This is a genomic window from Clostridium ragsdalei P11 (assembly GCF_001675165.1).
Lineage (GTDB): Bacteria > Bacillota > Clostridia > Clostridiales > Clostridiaceae > Clostridium_B > Clostridium_B ragsdalei.
In genome coordinates, this window is record NZ_LROS01000008.1 from 40,281 (window position 1) to 64,940 (window position 24,660).

Here is a 24,660-nt window from a genome sequence, read left to right on the forward strand (position 1 = left end):
ATCTAACTAAATCGGAGGAAATTTATGTTATCTAAAAAAGTTATAACTACTTTAATAATTTCTACAGCACTAATTTTTTCAAAAACTACTGTAATCAATGCTCAGTCTCAAGGTCCAACTATAACAAGATTATCTGGTCCAAATAGATACTCAACTAATATGAAAATAGCTGACTATGGCTGGAGCGGTCATTCTGATTCTGCAATTATTGTTTCAGGTGAAAATTTCCCAGATGCAATTTGTGCAGCACCTTTAAGTGCTAAGTACAATGCACCTTTATTGATGACAGATGGAAACACTTTAAGTCCTGAAATGCAAAATAAGTTGACAAGCCTAGGTGTTAAAAATATATTTTTAATAGGTGGTACAGGTGCTGTTTCAAATGAAATAGAAAATGAATTAACACAAAAAAATTTAAATGTAAAAAGATTAGGTGGAGCTACGAGAATTGAAACCTCCATTGAAATTGCAAAAGAAGTTGGAGGTAACCAATTATTTGTTGTTTCATCTGAAAGTTTTGCAGATGCACTATCAATTTCATCTTATGCTTCAAGTAAAGTTGCACCTATTGTTTTAACTCCTAAAAGTGGTGTTCCTGATGTACTTAAAGACTATATAAGTACTTTAAAATCTTCGAAAACCTATGTAATTGGTGGACAAGGTGTTATTCCTGACGATACAGCTTCTTACTTTGGTGATTATGAAAGACTAAGTGGTCAAACCAGATATGATACAAATGCAAATGTAATTAAAGAATTTTATGATCTTTCAAAAGCATCAAAAATATATGTAGCAGCAGGAATAAATTATCCAGATGGACTATCTATTTCTCCTCTAGCTGCCAAGAATAACTCACCCGTAGTACTTGTAAATGACAGCATGTCTTTCGACCAGATTAGAATGGTTAGAAGCAACAAGGCTACACTAAAAGAATGTATAGTAGTAGGCGGAGAAGATGTTACTCCAAACTATCTATTAAATAGATTTTTCACAGATTCAGAAAATATTACGCCTAATGACTTCATAGATTCTTATAATAAACAAGCTTCTTCTGATGAACTAGCTGCTTTTAAGAATATAGTTTTAGGTATTTCATTATATCCTAACGATTATAATTTAAAGATGGCTTTTGACCATGATGCCTACAACTTATTAGATACTGCAGTAAACATTCATAATCAGGGAAATTATGATTCAGCTTTAAACATCTATAATTATTTGCTTCAATTGCCAGTTCCTGAAAATATTAAAATTAATGCTACTATATATAAAAATGTTGCACTATCAAAAAATCCTATAATAAGTAAATATATCTATAAGGAAAGTTCTAAAGCAATAGTTCAAGATGCTGTGGAATATTATAGTAAACTTAATTTTAATTTTGATAATACAATTAAGTACGACCCTACTCAGGAATATTTAAATATTTACAAGGATAATCATTTTAATTTGCCTATATTCACTTTTGATGAAAATGGTATTCCAATGGTAACCTATGTAGAATTCGGAACCCAGTATAATTATGTTAGTATATGTAATTATGCACTTTATTTACATGCCAAATATTTACATGGAGATACATCTGTATTAAGTCAATTTATAAAGTGTAGCGATTTTCTTCTGGATCACATGGATAGTGATGGAAGTTTTAGATATAAGTTCCCATTTTACTCTTATGAATCCCTTGGAACTAATTGGACTTCAAGTATGTCTCAAGGTGAAGCATTAAATGTTTTTTCTCGTGCTTACGAAATAACTCACAATCACAAATATATAGATGCGGGAAATAAAGTATTTAATTACTTAATAACACCAATAAGTCAGGGTGGAGTTATGGATACCCTTGGAAGTCTGGAACCTAGATTCAAAAATGACATATTTTTTCAGGAGTATGTAAATACAACACCTACCTATACATTAAATGGATATATGTTTACATTATTAGGTATATACGATTGGAATCAACTTTCAAAAACAGTATCTAGCATAAGCGGTGATCAAACAAGTTATTATTTCAATGAAGGAATTAAAACCTTGAAAATAGTATTACCTTACTATGACATAGGTGGTTTCACCAGTTATGATTTAAGCCATCTAATGACATCTAGGGATGCTAATCCTGCTTTAGATTATCATAAGGTTCATATAGATTTATTAGAAGCAATTTACTCTATAACAGGTGATAATTACTTTATGGATATTAGAAATCAGTGGGTTAACTACATTAAACATTAATTAACCTAACTTTGGGGGTAATAAGAATGGATGTAATACTGGACTTTGATTTTAAATTAAACAAGGATCAAGTAATACAAACTTTAAAGTCCTATGGCAGTATACTAAAAGATGAAGAAATAGAAGGTTTATACGAGAAACTTCTTCCTATTTTATATGAAAATATAGAACCAACAGGAATATTTGAAATAGAAAAAAGGGAAGATAACTTTAACTTTGAAGCTGTAAAAAATTATGAATATATCGTGTATTGTATTATAACTATGGGTGATAATTGTACAAGTAAAGTAAATGAATTCTTTTCCTATGGAAATATGAAGGAAGGTATGATGCTTGATGCTATGGCTTCATCTTACTTGTTTGAACTCAGCTCTCAACTCTTTAGCCACATATACGCTAAAGTTAAAGAGTTGCATTTAGGATTGAGTTGTAGAATATCTCCTGGAGATGGGGAAATTCCTCTTAAATGTCAAAAGTATATACTAGATAAGCTAGATGCGGAGAATTTTTTAAATTTGACTGTAAATGAAGACTATATGCTTTCTTCCATGCGTTCTATGGCGTATATATATGGAGCTGATAAAAATATAAAATTAAGTAAAAAAGATCATGACTGTTCCAGATGCCCAAATAGAAATTTGTGCAATATGAGAAAAAGTTAATGCTAAAAGGTCTGTACATAAATTATACAGACCTTTTAGCATTAACTTTTACTTTTTCTTATCATTATGTTTAAATCTCGTTTTTTTATATATAAAATCCCAGGTAATACCTACAAGTAAAACTGCTGGTAACATTATTTCTAGTCTATTACCAAATGTAGGATTTATAAAAATAATTAATTGAAATATTAATATTATTCCTCCCAGTATAATTAAAAAATTAGCCTTAAAATTAACATATTTTTTATCTACACCTTCTGCATCTAATTTAAATTTTGTCCTCACAGCTTTGCTATGTTTCATTCCAAGTCCCTGCATAACACCCATGAATCCCATAAACATAAGTAACCCTGTCATAGCTGAATCCATTTAAAATACCTCCATTTAAAATTATCTTAACGTAAAAATACCTATTAAAAATTATATCATTATAAATCCTTAATTTCAAAATTTCATTTCATATTGGGAACTATATTTGTTTTAAAGATAAAATATGTTATCATCTATGTATGCAAAATAATAATTCAAATATTTCAAGGAAGTGTTTTTAATGACTTTAAATAAGATAAAAGGAAATACCTATTACATAGATGCCCCCACTAACTGTGGAGTATTCATATTTAAAAATAAAAACTGCCTAATTGTAGATACAGGCATAAACAACACTGAAGCAAAAAAAATAGAAAACTTGCTTATAGAAAACAGCCTACATCCCAAGTACATAATAAACACACACAGCCACTTAGACCACTGTGGTGGAAATTTATACTTTAAGAAAAACTATCCAGGCTGTCTAGTATATACATCTAAATTAGAAAAATTATTTATGGAAAATACAGAGATCTTTTCCTCTATTCTTTCCTCATCCTACCCTTCAAGAGCATTTAACCGGAGTAATAACCCTCTAGAGGTAGATTTCATTTTAGAATATGGCATAAATAAATTGAATGACGAGAAATTTAACATTATTGCACTTCCTGGACATTCAATAGAGCAAATAGGAATAGTAACTCCTGAAAAGGTATGTTTCCTTGGAGATTCCATATTCAGCAGTGAGATACTAGATAAATACTCCTTCCCATACTTATATAATATAGAAGATAGTCTCCTGTCATTGAATAAAATTAAAGACATAGATGCAGATTACTTTGTAATAAGCCACTCCAAAAAGGTACTGGATAAAAGTGAAATAAATTCTTTAGTTGACAAAAACATTAAAAATATAGATAAATATAAAAATCAAATTCTAGATCTTTTAGATCAACCGCTGACTAGGGAAAACATATTAGAAGACATAACTATTTTAAACAATTTATCTTTAAACTTTCATGAATATCATTTGAATTTTGGAGGAATATCTGCATTCATATCCTATTTATACAATGAAAAGCTCATAGACTATTCTATAGAAGACGGTAACTTATACTATTTTAAATCCAACTAAGGCATTTTCAAAGAAATAACTAGCATAGCCGCTAGTTATTTTCTTTCAAATGCCTAAAATAGACTGTTTGTTAGCTTTTTGCCGTCCTGGCTTATTACTCCATATTTATATACAGATACAAAATTTCCTGAATACTTGGTAACTTTGCCTGTAGTAATATCTTTTACCTGACTATTTTTTGAATCATTTATATATATATTACCACTTCTTGTAACATATATATTGTTTTTATTCACAGAGCCTTGAAGTGTATATTCCTTCCAGCTGTTTTTATTTGTTTTAAGATTTGCCACAAATACTTTATTAACTTTATTGTCTTCCCCATTTCCTATGTAAATATTGTCATTGTTGTCTGTATTCAACAAATAATGCATAGCATTTTCACCAGTAGCTATTATTCCACCCCTGCTAGTTCTTATTCTATTAGAAGTTCTATCTTCATATATAAGTTCATCACCATTTGTGCCATTTATAGCAGCCATGTTTCCAAGCTGGCATCTTACAAAATTGACCAAATTCATCCTAATCATTACATCAATTCTATATATTCTACTACTGCCTTCTCCATTAGTATCACTGCTAACATAGATTACATTGCTAGCTCCAGAAAAAGCTATATGTTTTACATCATAAGAATTATCTGGAAGTAATATTGAAAGTTCCTGCTTCTTCTCCTCATTCTTCAATGGATAAGTTGAATCACGTTTTGCATCATAAGTCTCAAATTTTAAATTTCTTGATTCTGATCCACCACTTGTCTTTTCTGCTACAAGTATGTTATCTGTATCCAAGTTCCAGGTATAATAGGATAAATCATTTTGTAAGTCCACTTCTTTTTTGCTATTTTTTAATGTATCAATTACTTGTAAAGATTGGCCATCATAATATGATATGTAATTTCCACTGTAGGATACTTTTACCATCTTTGCATCTTCAGGTATTTTTACACTAATTTTGTTGGCTGTCTGTTTTGAAGTAGTATCTACTTTTTTTATATTGAAATTGGAGTCGCCACCAAAATAAAACTTATCTACTAATAAAAGGCCTGCTAATTCCATAACTATAGGAATCATTGTCCACACAATTATTCTCTTAAGTTTTTTCATCTACCACACTCTCCTCTAAGGTTTTACATATATAGCTGTAGCTACAGTTCTCTCACCATTCCAATCACAAGGATTATTTATTACTTCTCCATTAAAGTACATTGTAGTGGATGAACCTCCATCTAAATTGCTTGCATTAATTACACCTTGCTGCAAAAGTATATTTTGTACTTCTTTTAATGAAGCTCCCATTTTCAATCCTTTTCTACCATCTATAGCCAGCATGACTATTGTTCCATCTGCCTTCTGTCCTATAGCTGTTCTAGGATTTAAACCTTCATTTTCTACTGATACAGTCTTGCCATTTATTATAAGTGAGTTTCTAAAGGAAATTGCCTCTGTTACACCATCGGCAAGGAGTTCCTTAAGTGTGTGGTCTCCAACTATAAGTCTTCCAGTTGGAGTAAAAGCTGTAACATTTATTTTCTCATTAGATTTTACATCACTGTATATTACCTTACCACCAGATATTATAATTCCCTCTGGATAGCCTCCTGTTCCTACCCAATACTTCCCTCCAGATTTATCTGTAAATCCACCTCCATTTATAGCTGCAACAGCTCCATTTCTCTGTGCTATTTCACTTGTTCTTTCTCCAACTTCTCTTAATTTACTAGTATATCCTATACGTATTCTCTTAGGATCTTTTATCTCTAAAATATAACCATCAAATCTTGTGCTCGGTATATCATACCTTTTTATGTCCTTATCACCTACATGATTTATATTTACATCATTTAAATCTTCAGCTTCCTGGCTAGTAGTTTGGCCACTCTTACCTTCTTGCAGTATTTTATTTATTTCATCCTTTGACAAAAAAAGAGTAGCTATGTATTGATGAGTAAAGGTAGCCATAGCCGTGCTTACTATCTGGTTTTTTACATTTTTAAATGGCCCATAAAATACTAGCAAAGGACTAGTAACTACAACTACTATAAGCTCATAAATTATAAACAAAAAGAACAGTCTAGGAGAAAACTTTTTCTTTCTCTTTATATTTTTCCTTCGTCTATTTCTCGAATCATTCATTTAAATTAACCTCCATACAGTATAGAACTATTTTACTATTATTTTTAAATTATTTCCACTGAAAAATCTTTTACATTCTGTTAATTTAAAAAACTGACCTGCCTTATGAAAATTAAGACAAATCAGTTTTTCTAAATTTTACACTAAAATTATAATTTACTTTCCTATATCTGTTCTAAAATACATACCCGGAAAACTTATTTTTTTCAAATTACAGTAAGCAGCTTCCACAGCAGAATTTAAATCATTTCCAACTCCATAAGTTACTAAAACCCTTCCACCAGATGTTTTAAACTGTCCATTTTCTTTTTTAACCCCTGCAGCAAAAACATTACTGGACTTTTCCATCCCTTCTATTTTTAAACCAGTATCATACTTTAAAGGATACCCTTTAGACGCAGCTACAACACAGCAGGAAGCTCCCTCTTTCCATTGCAAATTAAATTTATCAAGTTTTCTATCTATAGCATTTTCTACAAGTTCCACAAAATCACTTTTCATAAGTGGAAGTACAGCTTGAGTTTCAGGATCACCCATTCTAACATTATACTCTAACAAATAAACTCCTTTTTTTGTTATCATAATGCCGAAGAAGATTATTCCCACATAATCTAAGTTTTCCTGCTGTATTCCTCTTAAAGTAGGTTCCATTATATTTTTCTCAAAATCTTTTAAAACTTCCTCCGTGCAGTATGGATTTGGAGCTATAGCTCCCATTCCACCTGTATTTGGTCCTAGACCCCCATCATATATTTGCTTATGATCCTTTGAAGATATAAAAGGAAGAATAATATTTCCATCTGTTATTGTAAGTATTGAAGCCTCTACTCCCTCTAGAAATTCTTCAATAACTACATTTTTTCCTGCCCCTTTAAATACGTCCTTTACCATAAAATCATTTAATGCAGTACTTGCTTCCTCATAATTCTGACATATAGAAACACCTTTTCCTGCCGCTAATCCGTCAGCCTTTATAACTACAGGATACCTACAATTTTCTATGTATTTTAAAGCACTGTCTTTATCATCAAAAGTGCAATATTCAGCAGTTTTAATTCCATACTTTTTCATAAAATCCTTAGAATAGATTTTACTTCCCTCAAGCTGAGCAGCTTTTAAACTTGGTCCAAATATTTTAAGTCCCTTGCTTTTAAATTTATCCACTATGCCTTCTGTAAGTGGTCCTTCAGGGCCTACCACAGTTAAATCTATATTTTCTTTAGATGCAAAATCTATAAGTCCATCTATGTCTGTTATATTCAGATTACTGCATTTATCTACTATATCCGTTCCTCCATTTCCTGGAGCACAAAATATTTTATCCACCTTGGAACTTTGAGATATTTTCCAGCAAATAGCATGTTCTCTTCCACCGGAACCTATTACAAGTACCTTCATTATATAAAATCCCCCTTTTCATAGTAGACATTTTCAAAGAAATAACCAATCAAGATGCTAGCCTATTTTTTATCATACTGCGTCGGTAGAACCCTTAGATAGGATTCACTATCTGCGGAACCTACCTCCTTGTCTGATAAAAAATATCCGTCGCATCTTTAACTTGTTACTTCTTTTAAACGTCTTAAGAATTAATGTTTAAAATGTCTTACCCCTGTAAACACCATGGAAATTCCATTTTTATTACATTCAGCTATAGAATCCTCATCCTTTATGGAACCTCCTGGTTGTATTATGGATTTTATTCCATGCTTTGCTGCTTCACATACTACATCGTTAAATGGGAAAAATGCATCTGAGGCAAGTACTACCCCATCTCCTGCCCTATCAAGTGCCTGGCATGCAGGCCATATTCTATTTACCTGTCCTCCACCAATTCCTTTAGCCATGAAGTCTTTAACTACTACAATAGCATTTGATTTTACGTATTTACAAACCTTCATTCCAAATATCAAATTGTCCATTTCTTCTTTTGAAGGTTTCTTTTCCGTAACTACTTTAGTCTCATCTACCAATTTATCATCAGCAGATTGTACAAGTATCCCACCATCTAATTTTGATATTTCAAAATCATTAGTAGGTTTTACATCACACTTAATTATCCTTAGATTTTTCTTTGCCTTTAATATTTCAACTGCATCCTTATCAAAATCCGGTGCTATGACTATTTCAACAAAAATCTTAGCTATTTCTTCCGCAGTTTTTGCATCTAATTTTCTATTTACAGCTATAATACCTCCAAAAATAGAAGTAGAATCACACTCATAAGCTTTTACATAAGCCTCATGTAGGTCTTTTCCAAGGGCTACACCACAAGGAGTATTGTGCTTAACTGCAACACAGCATATTTCCTCAAATTCACTTACTGCCTTCCATGCCATATCCATATCTCTCATATTATTATATGAAAGTGTTTTACCACTTAACTGCTCAAAATCTTTCATAGGAGCTTTTCCTACAGTTTCTGTGTAATAAGCTGCACTTTGATGTGGATTTTCTCCGTATCTTAAGCTTTCAGATTTTTTATAGGACAAGCTTAAGTATTCTGGATATTCATCTTCAAGTAGGAAATTACTTATAGCTCCATCATAGGCAGACATCAAATTAAATACTTTACCTGCAAGTTTTCTTCTAAATTCATATTTTACGTCTCCAGAGGTTTCTATCTCCTTAATTATTTGTGAATAATCATTTACATCTGTAACAACTATTACATCTTGAAAATTTTTGGCTGCAGCTCTTATCATAGTTGGACCGCCAATGTCTATAAATTCTATTTTTTCATCAAAAGTTATATTATCACATACCTTGTCGAAAAAAGGATATAAATTTACGACTACCATATCTATTGGTTTTATGTTCTTACTCTTTATAGTATCCATATGTTCTTTATTATCTCTTTTGGCAAGTATACCACCATGTATAACTGGATGAAGTGTCTTTACTCTGCCATCTAATATCTCATCAAATCCAGTAACTTTAGATACTTCTGTAACCTTTATATTATTTTCCACAAGGTATCTATAAGTTCCACCTGTAGATATTATTTCAACTCCCCTATTTATCAAAAACTTTGCTAAATCCAATAATCCATTTTTGTTATAAACACTTATTAATGCACGATCTATCATAATTTGCGCCTCCAATTATTTTAATTACAAACTTTTACTATTCTGTTCTCCACCACTATTTTGTTTTCAGAAATAAGTTTGATAACTTCAGGAAGGGCTTTATGCTCTTCTTCTAATATTCTCTTTTGAAGCATTTCTGGAGTATCTTGAAAATATACAGGAACTGTCTTTTGAATTATTATAGGACCACTGTCTGTACCCTCATCTACAAAGTGTACAGTACAGCCTGATACTTTAACTCCATACTCAATTGCCTTTTCATGAACCTTTATGCCATACATACCATCTCCGCAAAAGGATGGTATTAAAGAAGGGTGTATATTTACTATTTTATTTCTAAATTCTGAAATCAGCTCTCCTTTAAGTATGGAAAGCCAACCTGCACATACTATTAAGTCAACTTTGCCTTTAAGCATCTTTAATATTTCCTGAGAAATATTAGACTTATGTATTTTCTTATCTAATACATAGGATTTTATATTATGCTTTTCAGCTCTTTCTAAAGCATAAATTCCAGGTCTGTCACCTATTACAGCTTCTATACTGCAACTTTTTATATATCCGCTCTCAACTGCATCTATTATAGACTGAAGGTCAGTACCTCCTCCAGAAACCAAAACTGCTATTTTAAACATACTGATTTTTCCCCTTTTTTTACACTTCCTATTATATATGCCTTTTCGCCCATTTTATTTAATTCTTCCACTACGTTTTTAGCATCTTTATTATCTACACATAGTACAAATCCTATTCCCATATTATAAGTGTTGTACATCTGCTTTTCTTCTACCCCTAGTTCCATTAAATGATTAAATATAGGTGGCACTTCAAAGCTTTTCTTATCTATAACTGCAGTAAAATCATCTTTAAACATTCTAGGTATGTTTTCAAAGAATCCCCCTCCAGTTATATGGGCCATAGCCTTAATTTTAAATTTATCCAAAAGTTTAAGTACAGGTTTTACATATATCTTTGTAGGTGTCAAAAGTACTTTTCCTATAGGTGTACCTAAAAAGTCCTCATCAAAATCTTTTACAACTTTTCTTACTAATGAATATCCATTACTGTGAACTCCACTAGATGCTATTCCTACAAGGACATCTCCTTCTTCTACTGTGCTTCCATTTATTATATTGTCTTTTTCCACAACTCCTACGGTGAATCCTGCCATATCGTAGTCTCCCTTGGAATAAAAGCCAGGCATTTCAGCAGTTTCTCCTCCAATTAGAGCACAACCTGCCTGAATACATCCATCTGATACACCTTTAACCAAATCTGCCGCAACTTCTGCTTCCAAATTAGAGCAAGCTAGGTAGTCTAAAAAAAACAGGGGTTTTGCACCATGGCATAAAACATCATTTACACACATAGCCACACAATCTATTCCCACTGTATCATAAGTTTTCATTTGAAATGCTATTTTTAACTTTGTTCCTACTCCATCTGTTCCAGATACAAGTACTGGATTTTTATATTTACCAAGTTCAAACATACCTGCAAAACTTCCAAGTCCATTTAAAACCCCTTGGGTAAAAGTCTTAGATGAATATTCTTTCATAAGTTTTACTGACTTATATCCTTCTTCAATATTTACACCGGAATCTTTATATGTTACCACAGCAAACCACCTCTTACTCTAAATAATTTTTATCTTTTTCTATAGGTACAGATATTGGGTATATTCCATTAAAACACCCTAAACAATATCCTTTTGACTCAGTACATTCAAGAGATTTTAAAATTCCATCTATACTTATATAGCCTAAACTATCTGCTCCTATTTTATCCCTTATTTCCTCTATTTTTGCATTAGAACCTATAAGTTGAGACCTATAAGGTGTGTCAATTCCAAAATAACAAGGATACTTAACTACAGGAGATGAAACTCTAAAGTGCACTTCAGTAGCTCCAGCTTTTCTAAGTATTTCTACAAGTTTTCCACTGGTAGTTCCTCTAACTATGGAATCATCAACAATTACCACTCTTTTTCCTTCTACATTTACCTTTAAAGGGTTTAACTTTACAGCTACTGCTTTAGACCTAAGTTCTTGGGATGGAGCAATAAATGTTCTTCCTACATATTTATTTTTTATAAATCCTATAGCATAAGGTATTCCCGATTCTTCTGAATATCCAAGAGCTGCTGGTATTCCAGAATCAGGGACACCTATAACCACATCTGCCTCTACTGGGTTTTCTCTATAAAGTATTCTTCCTGCTTTAACTCTTGATGTATATACGTTTATATCATCTATAGTACTGTCTGGTCTTGCAAAGTATATATATTCAAAAGAGCAGGTTTCACATTTTGTCTTTTCTGCAAAATTTATAGATTTAATTCCATCATCGTTTATAATTACAATTTCTCCAGGCTTTACATCTCTTATAAAATTTGCTCCTATAGAATCCAGGGCACAGCTTTCAGAACAGAGTATATAATCTCCGTTTAATTCACCTATACAAAGCGGTCTTATCCCATTTGGATCTCTTACACCTATAAGTTCATTTTCCGTTAAAATAGTAATGGCATAAGAACCTTTCACTGCTTGAACTGTATCTACTACAGCTTTACCTATATCTCTCCTAGCCTCTCTTGCAATAAGACTTAAGATAACTTCTGAATCTACAGATGTCTGAAAAATATATCCTGCATCTTCTAAAAGTCCTCTTATGACATCTGCATTGACCAAAGTACCATTGTGTGCTATAGCAATAGATCCAAGTTTATATTTCACCATAAGTGGCTGAGCATTGTTTAAAGTACTTGAACCTGCTGTAGAATACCTTACATGACCTATAGCACTTTTTCCTTTAAGTCCTTCTAATATATCCTTATTAAATACATCTGCTACAAGCCCCATACCTTTATGATACTTAAATTCACTTCCATCAGAAACTACAATACCTGCACTTTCCTGCCCCCTATGCTGGAGAGCATATAGTCCATAATAAGTTAAAGATGCTACATCTATATTGTTCTTAGAAAATATTCCAAATACACCGCATTCATCCTTGAATTTATCTTCCTCCAAATCAATACAGGAGCAAGTATTAAATTTATCATTTAAAGTGCACATCAAAAATTCTCTCCTTTTAACCATAAAATTAAGGCAGCTGCTAATTTTTACTTATTCTCTTCAATATTTCTACATAGGCTTCTTTTACATTTCCCATATCTCTTCTAAATCTATCTTTATCTAATTTTTCATTAGTCTTTGCATCCCATAGTCTGCATGTATCTGGTGATATCTCATCAGCTAAAACTATTTTTCCATTGAATTTACCAAATTCCAATTTAAAATCTATTAGTTTTATTCCCTGTTTCAAGAAAAATTCTTTTAAGATATTGTTTATGGATTCCGTCATATTATATATAGTTTTAAGCTCATCAAAAGTAGCAGCTCCAATCGCAACTGCATGATAATCATTTATAAGAGGATCTCCAAGTTCATCATTTTTGTAGCTTATTTCATATACTGTAGTCTTTAATGGTGTACCTTCTTCTAAGCCTAATCTCTTTGCCATACTTCCTGCTGCTACATTTCTAACAATTACTTCTAGAGGAACTATTTCTACCTTTTTACAAAGTTGTTCTCTATCATTTAATTTTTCCTCAAAGTGAGTTTCTATACCATGTTTTTCAAGTAACTCAAAGAGCATTGAAGTAATTGTATTATTTAATACTCCTTTATCTGATATCTGTCCTTTTTTCTCTCCGTTAAAAGCTGTAGCATCATCTTTATAATAAATTATTACCTTGTCTTTATCTTCTGTTTCATATACCTTTTTTGCTTTTCCTTCATATATCATTTTTCCTTTTTCCATATTATAATTCCACTCCTTTTCCATTTTCATTTATAAACTTTTCTTTCATATTTTTTCTATATTCAATTAATTTCTTTTTAATTTCAGAATATTTAAGTGCTAAAATCTCTACTGCCAGCATGCCTGCATTGTAACTGTTATTTATTCCAACTGTAGCTACAGGTATGGATTTTGGCATCTGTACTATTGAAAAGAGAGAATCCAATCCAGAAATAGCTGCATTAAGTGGAACTCCTATAACTGGAATAGTTGTATTAGCTGCAATAACTCCTGGAAGATGTGCTGCAAGACCAGCACCTGAAATAATACATTCACAGCCTTCTTCTTCCAATTTTTTTACAGTTTCTAAAAGTTTTTCCGGAACCCTGTGGGCTGATAAAATATATGCCTCATATTGAATGTCAAATTCTTTTAAGGCTTTGGCAGCTCCTTTCATCTTGTCAATGTCGGAACTACTTCCAAATATAATTGCTACTTTCATATTCGTCCTCCTTAAACAACAAATGTTAGATTATATCACCAAAAGTATAATAAAAAGGTTTCAATAAAATCTACAATTGAGAATCTATGTGAAACCTTAAGCTAGTCACCTTAACTAAAACTTGGTATAAAAATATCCAGCTTTAAATAAAGTTATCCATAGCTATGAGAATTTTACGGTTCCCTGTAGATACTCCTAAACCTCATTATTAGGATTATATGGATATTCTATTCATTTATTTATGATATACTTATATTATCATATCAAATTATATAATTCAATACGTTTATGCTAATTTACTACATAATATTCGTATATTTTGAGATTGTAAGAAAATATATGGTGGTAATGTTCATACCATATCGAACATTATTTTACGTTTCAAAAATTGAAAGGAGATTGTTTAACTATGAAAATGGTATGTATAGGAGACAGCTTAACTGCTGGATATGGTGTTTCTAACAGTGAATGTTTTGTATCCATTCTAAGAGAAAAACTTCAAATAGATATTTTAAACAAAGGAGTATGTGGAGATACGGCTTCGGGATTGTTGTCACGTTCTTATAAAGATGTAATTCAAAATAACCCTAGTCATGTACTCATTATGGTCGGATGTAACGACTTTATGACTGGAAGATCTCTAAAACTAGTAACAGACAATTTAAAAGAGATTGTAAAAGAAGCCTTATCTGCAAAAATAATTACAATAATAGGCATAGAACCTCTCGTATACAAAAAATTAGCTAAGGAAAAGTGGGATAGTACCTTAGATTATGAGAAAATAAGTGAGCTAGAAAGTGAATACAGAAATTGGATAATAGATTTTTGCACTAAAAACAGTCTTTTTTATGCAGACTTTTATAGCCGCTTCCAGGAAAAATTAGAAACAAACACCAATGACGATTTGTTTATAGATGGAATTCATCCTACAGCACTAGGCCATAAATTAATGGCAGAATGTATACAAAAAACACTTACTCTGATAGAAGCACAAAATGTATATAAAAAAATACTTGCTTTCAAAGAAGTACATAAAAAATAATATGTTTATAGACTACTCTTTATTGAATTTTTTTGCATATAATGCTATACTAAAAGTAGAGATTCAGCGTATATATTACACTTAAAAAGTTATATATCATATAATATATTAAATGTTAGTACTATATTATAAGGGGGATTTGTTAAAATGAATACTACCTACTGTTTTTCTAAAATACCAGAGGACTTACAAAAACAAATTGAAGGTTTAATAGAAAAATCCGGAATGCCTGCAAAAGAATTCATAAATGCATTAGCTGAACACTATGATGTAAAATACTCCAATATATCACCTGTAGCAATTGATTATTCAAATTACTGGAATAGTTTTGTAGACTAAAGACAATACAATATATAAAAATAATGCGAATCAAAGCTTCGCAAGTTAAGAATTAATAATGAAAAATTAATAGTGAAGGATGATTTTTAGCTGTCGCAAAAAATCTTTAAATTTATATGAATCAGTAATGTTTGGCTTTAGTGAAACGAGTGATAAAAAGCTTAATCGAACATTTTTTGTAGTGTAACGTAAAAAAATCCACATTAACTATTAATTCTTCATTCTTAACTATTAATTAAAAAAAATAACTGGTTAGAAAATAAATTTTCTAACCAGTTATTTTTTATCTCTAATTATGAAAGCATAGCAAATCTAAATATAAATAAAGCTGCAAGTACATATACTATTGGATGAACTTCCTTATATTTTCCTGTAACTATTTTAACTATTGGATAAAATATTATTGCTGCTGCTATACCATTTGCTATACTGTAACTAAAAGGCATAAATGCTATAGCAAAGAAAGCTGGAAGTCCTTCTGTAAAATCACTAAAGTCTATTTTAGTAACTACTCCAATCATAAGTGCCCCTACAATTATAAGTGCTGGAGCTGTAGCTTGGGTAGGAACTATTCCGACTAGTCCACTAAAGAATAATGAAAGTATAAATAATATTCCAACAACACATGATGTAAGTCCTGTCCTACCTCCTGCAGATACACCTGAAGTAGATTCTACATATGTATTAACAGTACTTGTTCCTAGCATTGAACCAATAGTAGTTGCAAGGGAATCTGCAAAAAGAGCTTTGTGCATATTTTTAACTCTTCCATTTTCATCAACCATACCAGCTTTTTCAGCTGTTCCAACAAGTGTTCCTATAGTATCAAACAAATCTACTAAAGTAAATGTTATGACTACCATAATTATGCTAGTTAAACCTCCAACTACACCTGCTTTTCCAATTCCTAAAAGGCCTTTAAAATCAAAAGCAAAGAATGTAGGTGCAAGTGATGGTGGTGCACTTACAACTTTTATTCCTGTAAGGTGTGTCACTCCTAAAGGTATACCAACTATAGTAGTTAATATTATTCCTATTAAAATTGATCCTTTAACATTTCTTGCCATAAGTATAACTGTAATTAAAATACCTATAATTGATAGCAAAACAGGTGCACTAGTTAGTTTTCCAAAAGCAACCAGCGTAGAAGGATCTGATATTACAATTCCTGCATTTTTTAATCCTATAAGAGCTATAAAAAGTCCGATACCTCCTGATATAGCAAGTTTTAAGTTAAATGGAAGAGCATCTACAATTTTTTCTCTTATAGAAGTTACCGTTATTATAATAAAAATTATTCCTGAAACTAAAACTGCTGCCAGTGCTTGATGCCATGTATAGTGCATACCTAAGCAAACACTGTAAGTAAAAAATGCATTAAGTCCCATTCCTGGTGCCTGTGCAAAAGGTAAATTTGCGTAAAGTGCCATTATGAAAGTTCCAACAGCCGCTGCTATACAAGTTGCCGTAAATATAGAGCCTACAATAGGATCGTTTATTGCAGATAACCCAGCTTTAACCGCTGCATCTCCCATAAGCCCATGTACATTCATTCCTGCCTGCATAAGTATAGTTGGATTTACAAAGATTATATAGGCCATAGTAATAAAAGTAGTAACCCCTGCTAAAATCTCCGTCCTTACAGTAGTATTGTTTTCCGGCAATTTAAAAAATGATTCTAAAAAAGATAAATTGCCACCGTCATTTTTGTTCGCTTTTTCAACATTCATGTAATTCCCTCCAAAATTAAAAAATTTCTAACATGAATTATAGGATAATTCAAGTTAGAAAATAGCTAAAAAAATACCATTTTCACGGAATTCACCCATAGTCAAGGATTTTTGGTACCTTGGTAGATACTCTTGAACCATATTATCAAGATTATACGAATGTTCTGTTAAAAAAATTATTTAATGTACGTTTTTATATTATCATCTTGTTCATAATAAGTCAACATTTTTATAAACTATCTCTTGCTAAAATGTAAAAATCCAAGTATAACAACGAATATTAAAAAAGGTAGTGAAAATACTATTTTAAAAGCAAATCCTATAATGGCCATTATAAAAGCTAGAAATATAACTATGCCTACAAGTGGAAGTACTATAATCCCTAACAAAGAAAATACAATATATATAGCAAAAATTGCAAACAAAATGCCAAATAATGTAATCATAAATTGTCCCCCCTTATCAACTATTTTATTTGGATACTTATCAAATCTGAAATACATTAAAGCTTAAAATTTTTCATATTCTTCACCATCCTTAATAATTATATTAGGGAGAACATAGCTAAAAATCAAGTACTTTTTTGTATGCAGAATGTGAAACAGCACATATAAAATTTTTAATTAATAGTTAATAATGAAGAATTAATAGTTAATGTGAATTTTTTTCCGTTACACTACAAAAAATCTTTGATTAAGCTTTTCATCACTCATTTCGCTAAAGCGAAATATTGATTAGTTATATAAATTTAAAGATTTTTTGCGACAGCTAAAAATCATCCTTCACTATTAATTTTTCATTATTAATTCTTAACTTGTGAAGCTTTGCTTCGCAATATTTTTAAACTGCAAAAGTTGAGTTAATTTTTTTCAATATCACTTAATATAATACTTCTATAATTATGATCAATATTATATAATTCAAATATCTCATCATCTAATATTTTCTTCAACATATTTCTTTCATCATTATCATCCATAATTTTGTAAACTAATTTTTCTATATCTTCTTTAGTTTGTCTGCTGCAGTGCCTTATTGGTATTTCATCTAAATTACATTTTTTAATTTGTGGAATAGAATTAGAGTTGGTAATTAAAAAATTTAAATAATACCACTGAATTAGCTCCGAATTCAATATTGCCAAAATATACTGGGGTGAAAATTCCTCATTTGTACTTATTATTCCATATAGGGATTGTTCTATTATACGTCCCTTATCATCCAAAGCTGCTATTAAATTTTTTCCAGTTTTCCTTATTACTAATTTATTCTTAAAAGTAAGCTTTTCTATATTTTTAGTTCCACCTATTATGTTTTCAGGTACAAAATCATAATAGTAATTGTTTAAAACTTTAAATTTTTTTATGTTTTCCCCTTTTAATACTTCAACCTGATGTTCATTTTTTTTAACAGGGGTTATTTTTTTACTATAACCTATAAATCCTGTAAAAGTCTTGCAAATGCTTTCTAATTTGCTACTATTTTTCTCTATACAATCCTTTATGTTTAAGTTTTGATTATAACAACAATATGTAAACTTAAATTTTGAATTTCTCAGATATTCATGCTGATACATTTCATATGTCCTCTTCTTATAAATATCTATTTTTATTTTATTTACTTTTTTATGTTTATTTTCTGCTATTATAATCATAGAATCTGTGTTTATTTCCGGAAAATCTATCTCAAACACAAGATTTAATATGGTGTACTTTTCAAGTAAACTCTTTCTAAGTTCACTGTATTGAAGATTTCGGGACAGCCTATCAGGAACTACAAATCCAAATCTTCCTCCAGATTTTAATATTTCCATAGACCTTTTTATAAAATACTCATACAAATTAGGTAAATATGTATTTCCATTATAATTTTCACTATAATACTGTAATAATCCATCCTCTATATTCATCTTATTCTTTCGACTTAAAGATACCCAGGGAGGATTCCCCAGTACATAATCATATTTTCTGTTCCAAAACTTAACAACAGATTGAATATTAGATTTCTTATATTCTTCTATATTATCAATTTCATTCCACTTTATAAGACTGTTGCAGCATATGATATTGTCCTCTATGTTAATGTTTATGCCGCTAACTTTACTTAAATTAATTTTTGTAAGTCCTACAGCTGTACTGTCTATATCTGCGCCATATATACACTTCTTTAATATATGAAAACTTAAATTTTCCTGCTGCCAATAGTGAACCCCATCTATTCTCTTTAATCCATCTTCAGTTTCAATGGTATAAGTTTTATCTTTAAAAGTATTTCTAATGTGATCTAAATTTTCACTGAACTTTTCCATTAAAATCTCATATACTCTTACTAGAAAATATCCACTTCCACAAGAAGGATCTAATACTTTTATACAAGGATTTTTTTCAAGATCTAAATTTGACATAATGTTCTTCACTATATAGTCAACTATGTAATGGGGAGTATAAAAACTCCCCTTCCGTTTTCTCTCTTCCTTTTCCATTGATTTTTCATACATTTCTCCAAGTATAGATGAATCACGCCACTTATGCATACCATACCTCTTTTTTTAATTCACAATTCACAGTTCACAATGCACAATTACTGTAAATTGATTACTTTGCGCATTCTGCAGATACTTCTGGTGAATGCACATTTTCTTTTGCATTTAAATTTAACTTCTTAATTTCAAAATATAAAAACAAAGCCGTCAATATGGAAGCTACAGCATCGGATACAGGAGCTGCCATCCACACTCCATTTAGCTTAAATATTCTTGGGAGTATAAGAAGCATAGGAATAAGAACTATTACCTGTCTTAAAAGTGCTAAAAACATAGATATTTTAGCTTTTCCTATAGCTTGAAAAAAGTTAGAGCTTACTATTTGAAATCCTATTATAGGAAACATAACCATAAATATTTTTATTCCATTTACAGTTATATTAGTCAAATTCATATCAGACTTATTAAACATATTTACTAAAGCTGTAGGGAAAATTTGAACTGCAATTCCTCCTGCAGCAGATATAACAGTTGCGGCTGTAATTGCAAGTAGTAATGCTTTCTTTACACGTCTATGCAATCTAGCTCCATAATTAAATCCAATTACTGGCTGTGACCCTTGATTTATTCCAAATATAGGCATAAGTATAATAGTAGCTATACCATTTATTATGCCCATAGCACCTATAGCTAAATCCCCGCCATATATTCCTAAGCTCTTGTTCAATATCACATTTACTAAACTTGCAGCAATCTGCATTGCAAAGGGAGACATTCCTATGGAAAAAATACTTGTAACTATATCTTTATTTAAACGAAGATACTTCTTTTTTATTCTAAGCATACTATTTCCCTTTAAGAAATAATAAAGTACCCATATCATATTTATACCTTGGGAAATTGAAGTAGCTATAGCCGCTCCTCTTATTCCAAAATGAAGTATATATATAAATAGGAAGTCCAATATTATATTACATATACCACCTATAAGCATTGTATTCATTGCCGTCTTAGGATCGCCTTCTGAACGTATTACATTATTTAATCCAAAACCTACAGTTTGAAATATAGAAACAGAAATTAAAATAGTTATAAACTGCCTAGCATAACCTATCGTGTTATCACTAGCTCCAAAACCCCTCAACATAGGGTCCACAAAAATAAGTCCCAAAATTGTAATTGCTATAGAAACTATAATCAAAAGTACAAATGCATTTCCTAATATGTGCTCTGCTTCATCTTTATTGTTTTCTCCCAGTTTTATAGATATTCTTGCTGCAGCACCTATTCCTACAAGCATACCAAAAGCCATTATAAGTATGGATATAGGGAAAGTCAAACTTACACCTGATATAGCCATAGCTCCAACAACTCTTCCTATAAATATCCTGTCTATTACAATATAAAGTGAGTTAACTAGCATACCAATTATAGCTGGTATAGAAAATTCCAATAGTAATTTACCAACCTTTTCATCTCTTAATTTTACCGATCGTTCCAAATTAATTCCTCCTATAGAAATAGTTAATAGCCTAAATATTTTAGGCTGTCCTACAATAAATTCTTATTCAATTTTTTCAGCCAGCAAAGCATGAGCTCCTTTTCTTCTTTTGAAAACCCGTTACTTAATATTTCCTCTATTTCATCATTTGCTGACATACATTTAATCCTTATGTTTTTTCCTTCTTCTGTAAGATAAATTCTATTTATTCTAGCATCTTTAGTGTCCTCTCTTCTATCTATCCATCCCTTTGATACTAAAGTATTTACAAGCCCTGTAATGGAAGCTGGTCTTAATTGAAGTTCTTCGGCTATTTCCTTCTGAGTTAACCCATCTTCTATCCATAAGTGTACAAGTACTCCTACTTGTGATGTAGTCAAACCATATTTAGCAAGTTTACTATTATGTAAATTTGTCATATTTCTATAAATTACCCTAAGCCAATATGTTATAAATTTATCACAGGGTTCACATTTTACTTTGCTTTCCATTTAGTTAGCCTCCTAATTAATTGCACAACCTATGTTATAATAATAAATAAGTATTGTCAATACTCTTTAGTAAAATTTCAAGCAAAATTGTCACAACTCATTAACACTTCTGTCATACAACTGTAACAAAACAACTATACTATATATACATAAAATAAATAATTAAGAGATTCAACTTTTGCAGTTTAATAATATTGCGAAGCAAGGCTTCGCAAGTTAAGAATTAATAATGAAAAATTAATAGTGAAGGATGATTTTTAGCTATCGCAAAAAATATTTAAATTTATATAAGTCAGTGCTTAGTAATGTTTTGCTTTAGCAAAACGAGCCTTCAAAAATTTTTTAATTAAAGATTTTTTGTAGTGTAGCGAAAAAAAATCCACATTAACTATTAATTCTTCATTCTTAACTATTAATTAAAAATATTGCTTCGCAAAGTTTTTATATTAAGTGAAAATTTTATATATGCGAAAGTTGAGTTAAGATATTATTATAAGGAGGTACTTACATGGGTAATTTCAACAACGAATATGATACTTCAAAAATAAGTTTAAAAACTAAGTTCAAAGACAACCTTAAAAGAAGTAAAAAATTTATGTCTTATATAGCTGTAGGATTAATATGCAGTATATTAGGTGGAAGTATTTCAATTGCAGGTGCCTTATATTTCGTACCAAAATTAGGTATGTTTAAGAGCACCCCATTATATCAAAATCTAGCTTTTCAAAATACAGGAAGTGAAAAATCTTCTACTATAAATGCTTCCCCTATATCAACTGCGAAAGGTGGCCTTACTGTATCTGAAATAGCAAAGAAAGTAGGTCCTGCTGTAGTTGGAGTATCTATAAAAACTGCTTCACAGTCATCCGACATATTTGGATTTTCTGGTAACAGCCAATCTAATGAAAGTCAATCAAACGGAGGCAGTAGTGACAGCCAGGATGATGGCATGGGCTCAGGTATAATAATAAATGAGGATGGATATATACTTACAAATTATCATGTTATAGAGTCTGCTGAAAAAGTAAGTGTAATATTTAACAATAAAAAAGAAGTAACTGCAAAAGTAGTAAATTATGATGCAGGCCTGGATCTAGCCATAATTAAAGTAACTACCAATGAAAAAATGCCAGCTGTAGCAGAATTAGGTGATTCAAAGAATCTTCAGGTAGGTGATTCTGTAGTAGCTATAGGAAATCCTCTTGGTAAAGAATTATTAGGTACTGTAACTACTGGTGTTATAAGTGCAACAAACAGACAAATTAGTGTTGGCAATACTACTCAGTCCTATCTTCAAACAGATGCTGCCATAAACCCAGGGAACAGCGGCGGTGCACTTGTAAATTCTGCAGGTCAAGTAATAGGTATAAATTCTGCTAAAATAGGTGGAAGTGGAGTAGAAGGAATTGGATTTGCAATACCAATAGACACTGTAAAACCTAAATTAAGCGGTCTTTTGAAACCTATTTTAAAGATAGGTATTGCAGGTAGAGATATAAATTCACAGCTTTCCCAAGCATATAATGTACCTGAAGGTGTATATGTAGCAGAAGTGCAAGAATTTAGTGCCGCAGAAAAATGTGGACTTAAGGTTGGAGATGTTATTCAAAAATTTGACGGTAAATCTGTAAAGTCTATAAGTGAAATAAATGATATAAAAGCTACTCACAAATCTGGAGATACAGTGGAAATTGTAGTAAACAGAAACGGAAGTACCAAAAAACTGAATCTAACATTGACAGAATAAAACCTGTAAATCAAAAATAAATATTCTAAACAAAAATAAGATTATGCTCCGAATGTTTTTTACACCATTCAGCTCGTTAAATATTTTGATAAGTCTAAGTAAAACATTTTGAAAAAACTAAGGACTTTTGAAAACTCGTACCTCAAACAATTCAAAGGTCCTAAGTTTTCAAAAACTTTTTACTAAGACTTATATACAAAATATTTAAATGTGCTTCATTATTGTAAAAAATATATTTGCGCATAATCTTATTTTTAAGTTAGAATGTATCTTTATAATACAGTAAATGTTAAACGTCTAAAATAGAATTTATGACTAAAAGTTTACTTATACTTGGGAAATATGCTGACAAAATTGAAATCACGTTTAAAAACTTTTTTTATAAGTCTTAACTTGTATTTCAGAAAATCTTAGGGACTTAGATATGTTTGAGGTACGAGTTTATCTAAGTCCCTTTAGATTTTCAAAATACAAGTTTTAGACTTATTAAAAGTTTTTATGGTGATGAAATTTGTCAGCATATGACCGATTATAAGTAAACTTCAGTGATAAATATCTATAATGAGTTTGTATTTTTCTTGTGCTTTAAATATATGAAAAAGCCTATGCTAAATATAACTCCTGTAAGACTAACTAACTGTGCTATTCTTATACTTCCAAGCATTAAACTGTCAGTTCTAAGTCCTTCTATAAAAAATCTTCCTAATGAGTACAAACCTATGTATGCTGCTATTACAAAACCTCTATCATGCTTTCTTCTCAAAATATATACGAGAATTATACACACAGTTAAATTCCACAGAGATTCATACAAAAATGTAGGGTGATAATAAGTTCCATCTATAAACATTCCCTTTTGTATAAACAACGGAAATTTACTTATAAATTGATAACTTACAGGTCCACCATGAGCCTCTCCGTTAAAAAAGTTCCCCCACCTTCCTATTGCCTGAGCAAGTATTATAGAAGGTGCTACACAATCAGCTAATTTTATAAAATCTATTTTTTTATGTTTGGTATATATGTACGCAGCTGTAAGCCCAAATATAAGTCCTCCATGAATAGCAAGACCTCCCAGCCTTATATTGAACACATCTATAATATTATCCTTATAATCTTGAAACTGAAAAATAACATAATAGGCCCTAGCTCCTATTATAGCAAAGGGAAAAGATATTAAAAAAGTATCTACTATATTATCAAAATTGTAGTTTTTGTTTTTACAATTGAATTTAGCTAAAAAAAGTGCTGCCATAACTCCTAAAGCTATCATTATACCATACCATCTTATTTGAAAGCCATTAATAGAAAATGCTACTGGGTTCATAAAACATTACAACCTTTCTAAAATATAATTTTGTTATTATAATCTTATATCCAATTGTACCAATGTTTTTAATTAAATACAATTTATTCACAAAAAATAAGCACTGCCAATTATCAGTGCCTATTTGAAT

Annotated in this window: 22 protein-coding genes and 2 riboswitches; of the genes, 6 read left to right on the top strand and 16 right to left on the bottom strand. The window is 30.7% G+C overall.

Annotated elements, in window-relative coordinates; translation table 11 throughout:
- Positions 1-24: 24 nt before the first annotated feature.
- Together CLRAG_RS20105 and CLRAG_RS03830 are read left to right on the top strand one after the other, a co-directional pair.
- A complete protein-coding gene (locus tag CLRAG_RS20105; protein WP_083985532.1) occupies positions 25-2,235 on the top strand; it encodes a cell wall-binding repeat-containing protein in 2,211 nt (736 codons plus the stop codon).
- A gap of 26 nt (positions 2,236-2,261) precedes the next feature.
- Positions 2,262-2,897, top strand: coding sequence for a 5-methyltetrahydrofolate--homocysteine methyltransferase (locus CLRAG_RS03830; RefSeq protein WP_065077170.1), 636 nt, complete (start codon positions 2,262-2,264; stop codon positions 2,895-2,897).
- Between the two features lie 48 nt (positions 2,898-2,945).
- Here CLRAG_RS03830 and CLRAG_RS03835 read toward each other — a convergent pair whose 3' ends face one another.
- Entirely contained in the window at positions 2,946-3,266 is a 321-nt protein-coding gene (locus CLRAG_RS03835) for a hypothetical protein (RefSeq protein ID WP_065077171.1), read from the bottom strand.
- Between the two features lie 181 nt (positions 3,267-3,447).
- Between CLRAG_RS03835 and CLRAG_RS03840 the strand changes: the two genes are divergently transcribed.
- Positions 3,448-4,341 (top strand): MBL fold metallo-hydrolase, encoded by an 894-nt coding sequence (locus CLRAG_RS03840; protein ID WP_065077172.1) that lies wholly within the window; start codon positions 3,448-3,450, stop codon positions 4,339-4,341.
- Positions 4,342-4,394: 53 nt separating this feature from the next.
- Here the strand turns inward: CLRAG_RS03840 and CLRAG_RS03845 are convergent, their stop codons facing one another.
- From CLRAG_RS03845 to purE, 9 genes are all read right to left on the bottom strand, one after another.
- Positions 4,395-5,447 (bottom strand): NHL repeat-containing protein, encoded by a 1,053-nt coding sequence (locus CLRAG_RS03845; RefSeq protein WP_065077173.1) that lies wholly within the window; start codon positions 5,445-5,447, stop codon positions 4,395-4,397.
- Between the two features lie 15 nt (positions 5,448-5,462).
- Positions 5,463-6,476 carry a phosphodiester glycosidase family protein gene (locus tag CLRAG_RS03850; RefSeq protein WP_065077174.1) on the bottom strand — a complete coding sequence of 338 codons (1,014 nt, stop codon included), beginning with the start codon at positions 6,474-6,476 and terminating at the stop codon, positions 5,463-5,465.
- A 156-nt stretch (positions 6,477-6,632) separates the two neighbouring features.
- Positions 6,633-7,874, bottom strand: a complete 1,242-nt coding sequence (gene purD / locus CLRAG_RS03855) for a phosphoribosylamine--glycine ligase (protein WP_065077175.1) — start codon at positions 7,872-7,874, stop codon at positions 6,633-6,635.
- A gap of 191 nt (positions 7,875-8,065) precedes the next feature.
- On the bottom strand, positions 8,066-9,565 hold the full coding sequence (gene purH / locus CLRAG_RS03860; RefSeq protein ID WP_065077176.1) for a bifunctional phosphoribosylaminoimidazolecarboxamide formyltransferase/IMP cyclohydrolase: 1,500 nt from the start codon (positions 9,563-9,565) through the stop codon (positions 8,066-8,068).
- Between the two features lie 20 nt (positions 9,566-9,585).
- Positions 9,586-10,200, bottom strand: a complete 615-nt coding sequence (purN, locus tag CLRAG_RS03865) for a phosphoribosylglycinamide formyltransferase (protein WP_065077177.1) — start codon at positions 10,198-10,200, stop codon at positions 9,586-9,588.
- Complete coding sequence (gene purM, locus CLRAG_RS03870) at positions 10,188-11,183, bottom strand: phosphoribosylformylglycinamidine cyclo-ligase (protein ID WP_065077178.1); 996 nt, start codon at positions 11,181-11,183, stop codon at positions 10,188-10,190. Before purM ends, purN begins: the two co-directional genes overlap by 13 nt.
- A 13-nt stretch (positions 11,184-11,196) precedes the next feature.
- On the bottom strand, positions 11,197-12,642 hold the full coding sequence (gene purF / locus CLRAG_RS03875) for an amidophosphoribosyltransferase (RefSeq protein WP_065077179.1): 1,446 nt from the start codon (positions 12,640-12,642) through the stop codon (positions 11,197-11,199).
- 40 nt (positions 12,643-12,682) lie between these two features.
- Positions 12,683-13,390, bottom strand: coding sequence for a phosphoribosylaminoimidazolesuccinocarboxamide synthase (gene purC / locus CLRAG_RS03880; RefSeq protein WP_065077180.1), 708 nt, complete (start codon positions 13,388-13,390; stop codon positions 12,683-12,685).
- Between the two features lies 1 nt (position 13,391).
- Entirely contained in the window at positions 13,392-13,871 is a 480-nt protein-coding gene (gene purE, locus CLRAG_RS03885; RefSeq protein ID WP_063600740.1) for a 5-(carboxyamino)imidazole ribonucleotide mutase, read from the bottom strand.
- A 139-nt stretch (positions 13,872-14,010) separates the two neighbouring features.
- A riboswitch (purine riboswitch) is annotated at positions 14,011-14,113 on the bottom strand.
- Between the two features lie 167 nt (positions 14,114-14,280).
- Between purE and CLRAG_RS03890 the strand changes: the two genes are divergently transcribed.
- Positions 14,281-14,913 carry a GDSL-type esterase/lipase family protein gene (locus tag CLRAG_RS03890; protein WP_065077181.1) on the top strand — a complete coding sequence of 211 codons (633 nt, stop codon included), beginning with the start codon at positions 14,281-14,283 and terminating at the stop codon, positions 14,911-14,913.
- 147 nt (positions 14,914-15,060) lie between these two features.
- Entirely contained in the window at positions 15,061-15,252 is a 192-nt protein-coding gene (locus tag CLRAG_RS03895; protein ID WP_065077182.1) for a hydrolase, read from the top strand.
- 293 nt (positions 15,253-15,545) lie between these two features.
- Here CLRAG_RS03895 and CLRAG_RS03900 read toward each other — a convergent pair whose 3' ends face one another.
- From CLRAG_RS03900 to CLRAG_RS03920, 5 genes are all read right to left on the bottom strand, one after another.
- Positions 15,546-16,982, bottom strand: a complete 1,437-nt coding sequence (locus CLRAG_RS03900; RefSeq protein ID WP_065077183.1) for an NCS2 family permease — start codon at positions 16,980-16,982, stop codon at positions 15,546-15,548.
- 78 nt (positions 16,983-17,060) lie between these two features.
- Positions 17,061-17,161, bottom strand: a riboswitch (purine riboswitch).
- Between the two features lie 57 nt (positions 17,162-17,218).
- Positions 17,219-17,428, bottom strand: a complete 210-nt coding sequence (locus tag CLRAG_RS03905; protein ID WP_065077184.1) for a hypothetical protein — start codon at positions 17,426-17,428, stop codon at positions 17,219-17,221.
- Between the two features lie 413 nt (positions 17,429-17,841).
- Positions 17,842-19,515: a TaqI-like C-terminal specificity domain-containing protein gene (locus tag CLRAG_RS03910; protein ID WP_065077185.1), complete on the bottom strand. Its 1,674-nt coding sequence runs from the start codon at positions 19,513-19,515 to the stop codon at positions 17,842-17,844.
- A 61-nt stretch (positions 19,516-19,576) separates the two neighbouring features.
- Positions 19,577-20,965, bottom strand: a complete 1,389-nt coding sequence (locus CLRAG_RS03915) for an MATE family efflux transporter (RefSeq protein ID WP_065077186.1) — start codon at positions 20,963-20,965, stop codon at positions 19,577-19,579.
- Between the two features lie 50 nt (positions 20,966-21,015).
- A complete protein-coding gene (locus CLRAG_RS03920; protein ID WP_065077187.1) occupies positions 21,016-21,456 on the bottom strand; it encodes a MarR family winged helix-turn-helix transcriptional regulator in 441 nt (146 codons plus the stop codon).
- Positions 21,457-21,964: 508 nt separating this feature from the next.
- Here CLRAG_RS03920 and CLRAG_RS03925 point away from each other — a divergent pair.
- The gene (locus CLRAG_RS03925; protein ID WP_065077188.1) at positions 21,965-23,203 is read left to right on the top strand and encodes a S1C family serine protease; all 1,239 of its coding nucleotides are present in this window, start codon (positions 21,965-21,967) and stop codon (positions 23,201-23,203) included.
- Between the two features lie 556 nt (positions 23,204-23,759).
- Here the strand turns inward: CLRAG_RS03925 and lgt are convergent.
- On the bottom strand, positions 23,760-24,530 hold the full coding sequence (gene lgt / locus CLRAG_RS03930; RefSeq protein ID WP_065077189.1) for a prolipoprotein diacylglyceryl transferase: 771 nt from the start codon (positions 24,528-24,530) through the stop codon (positions 23,760-23,762).
- Positions 24,531-24,660: the final 130 nt, after the last annotated feature.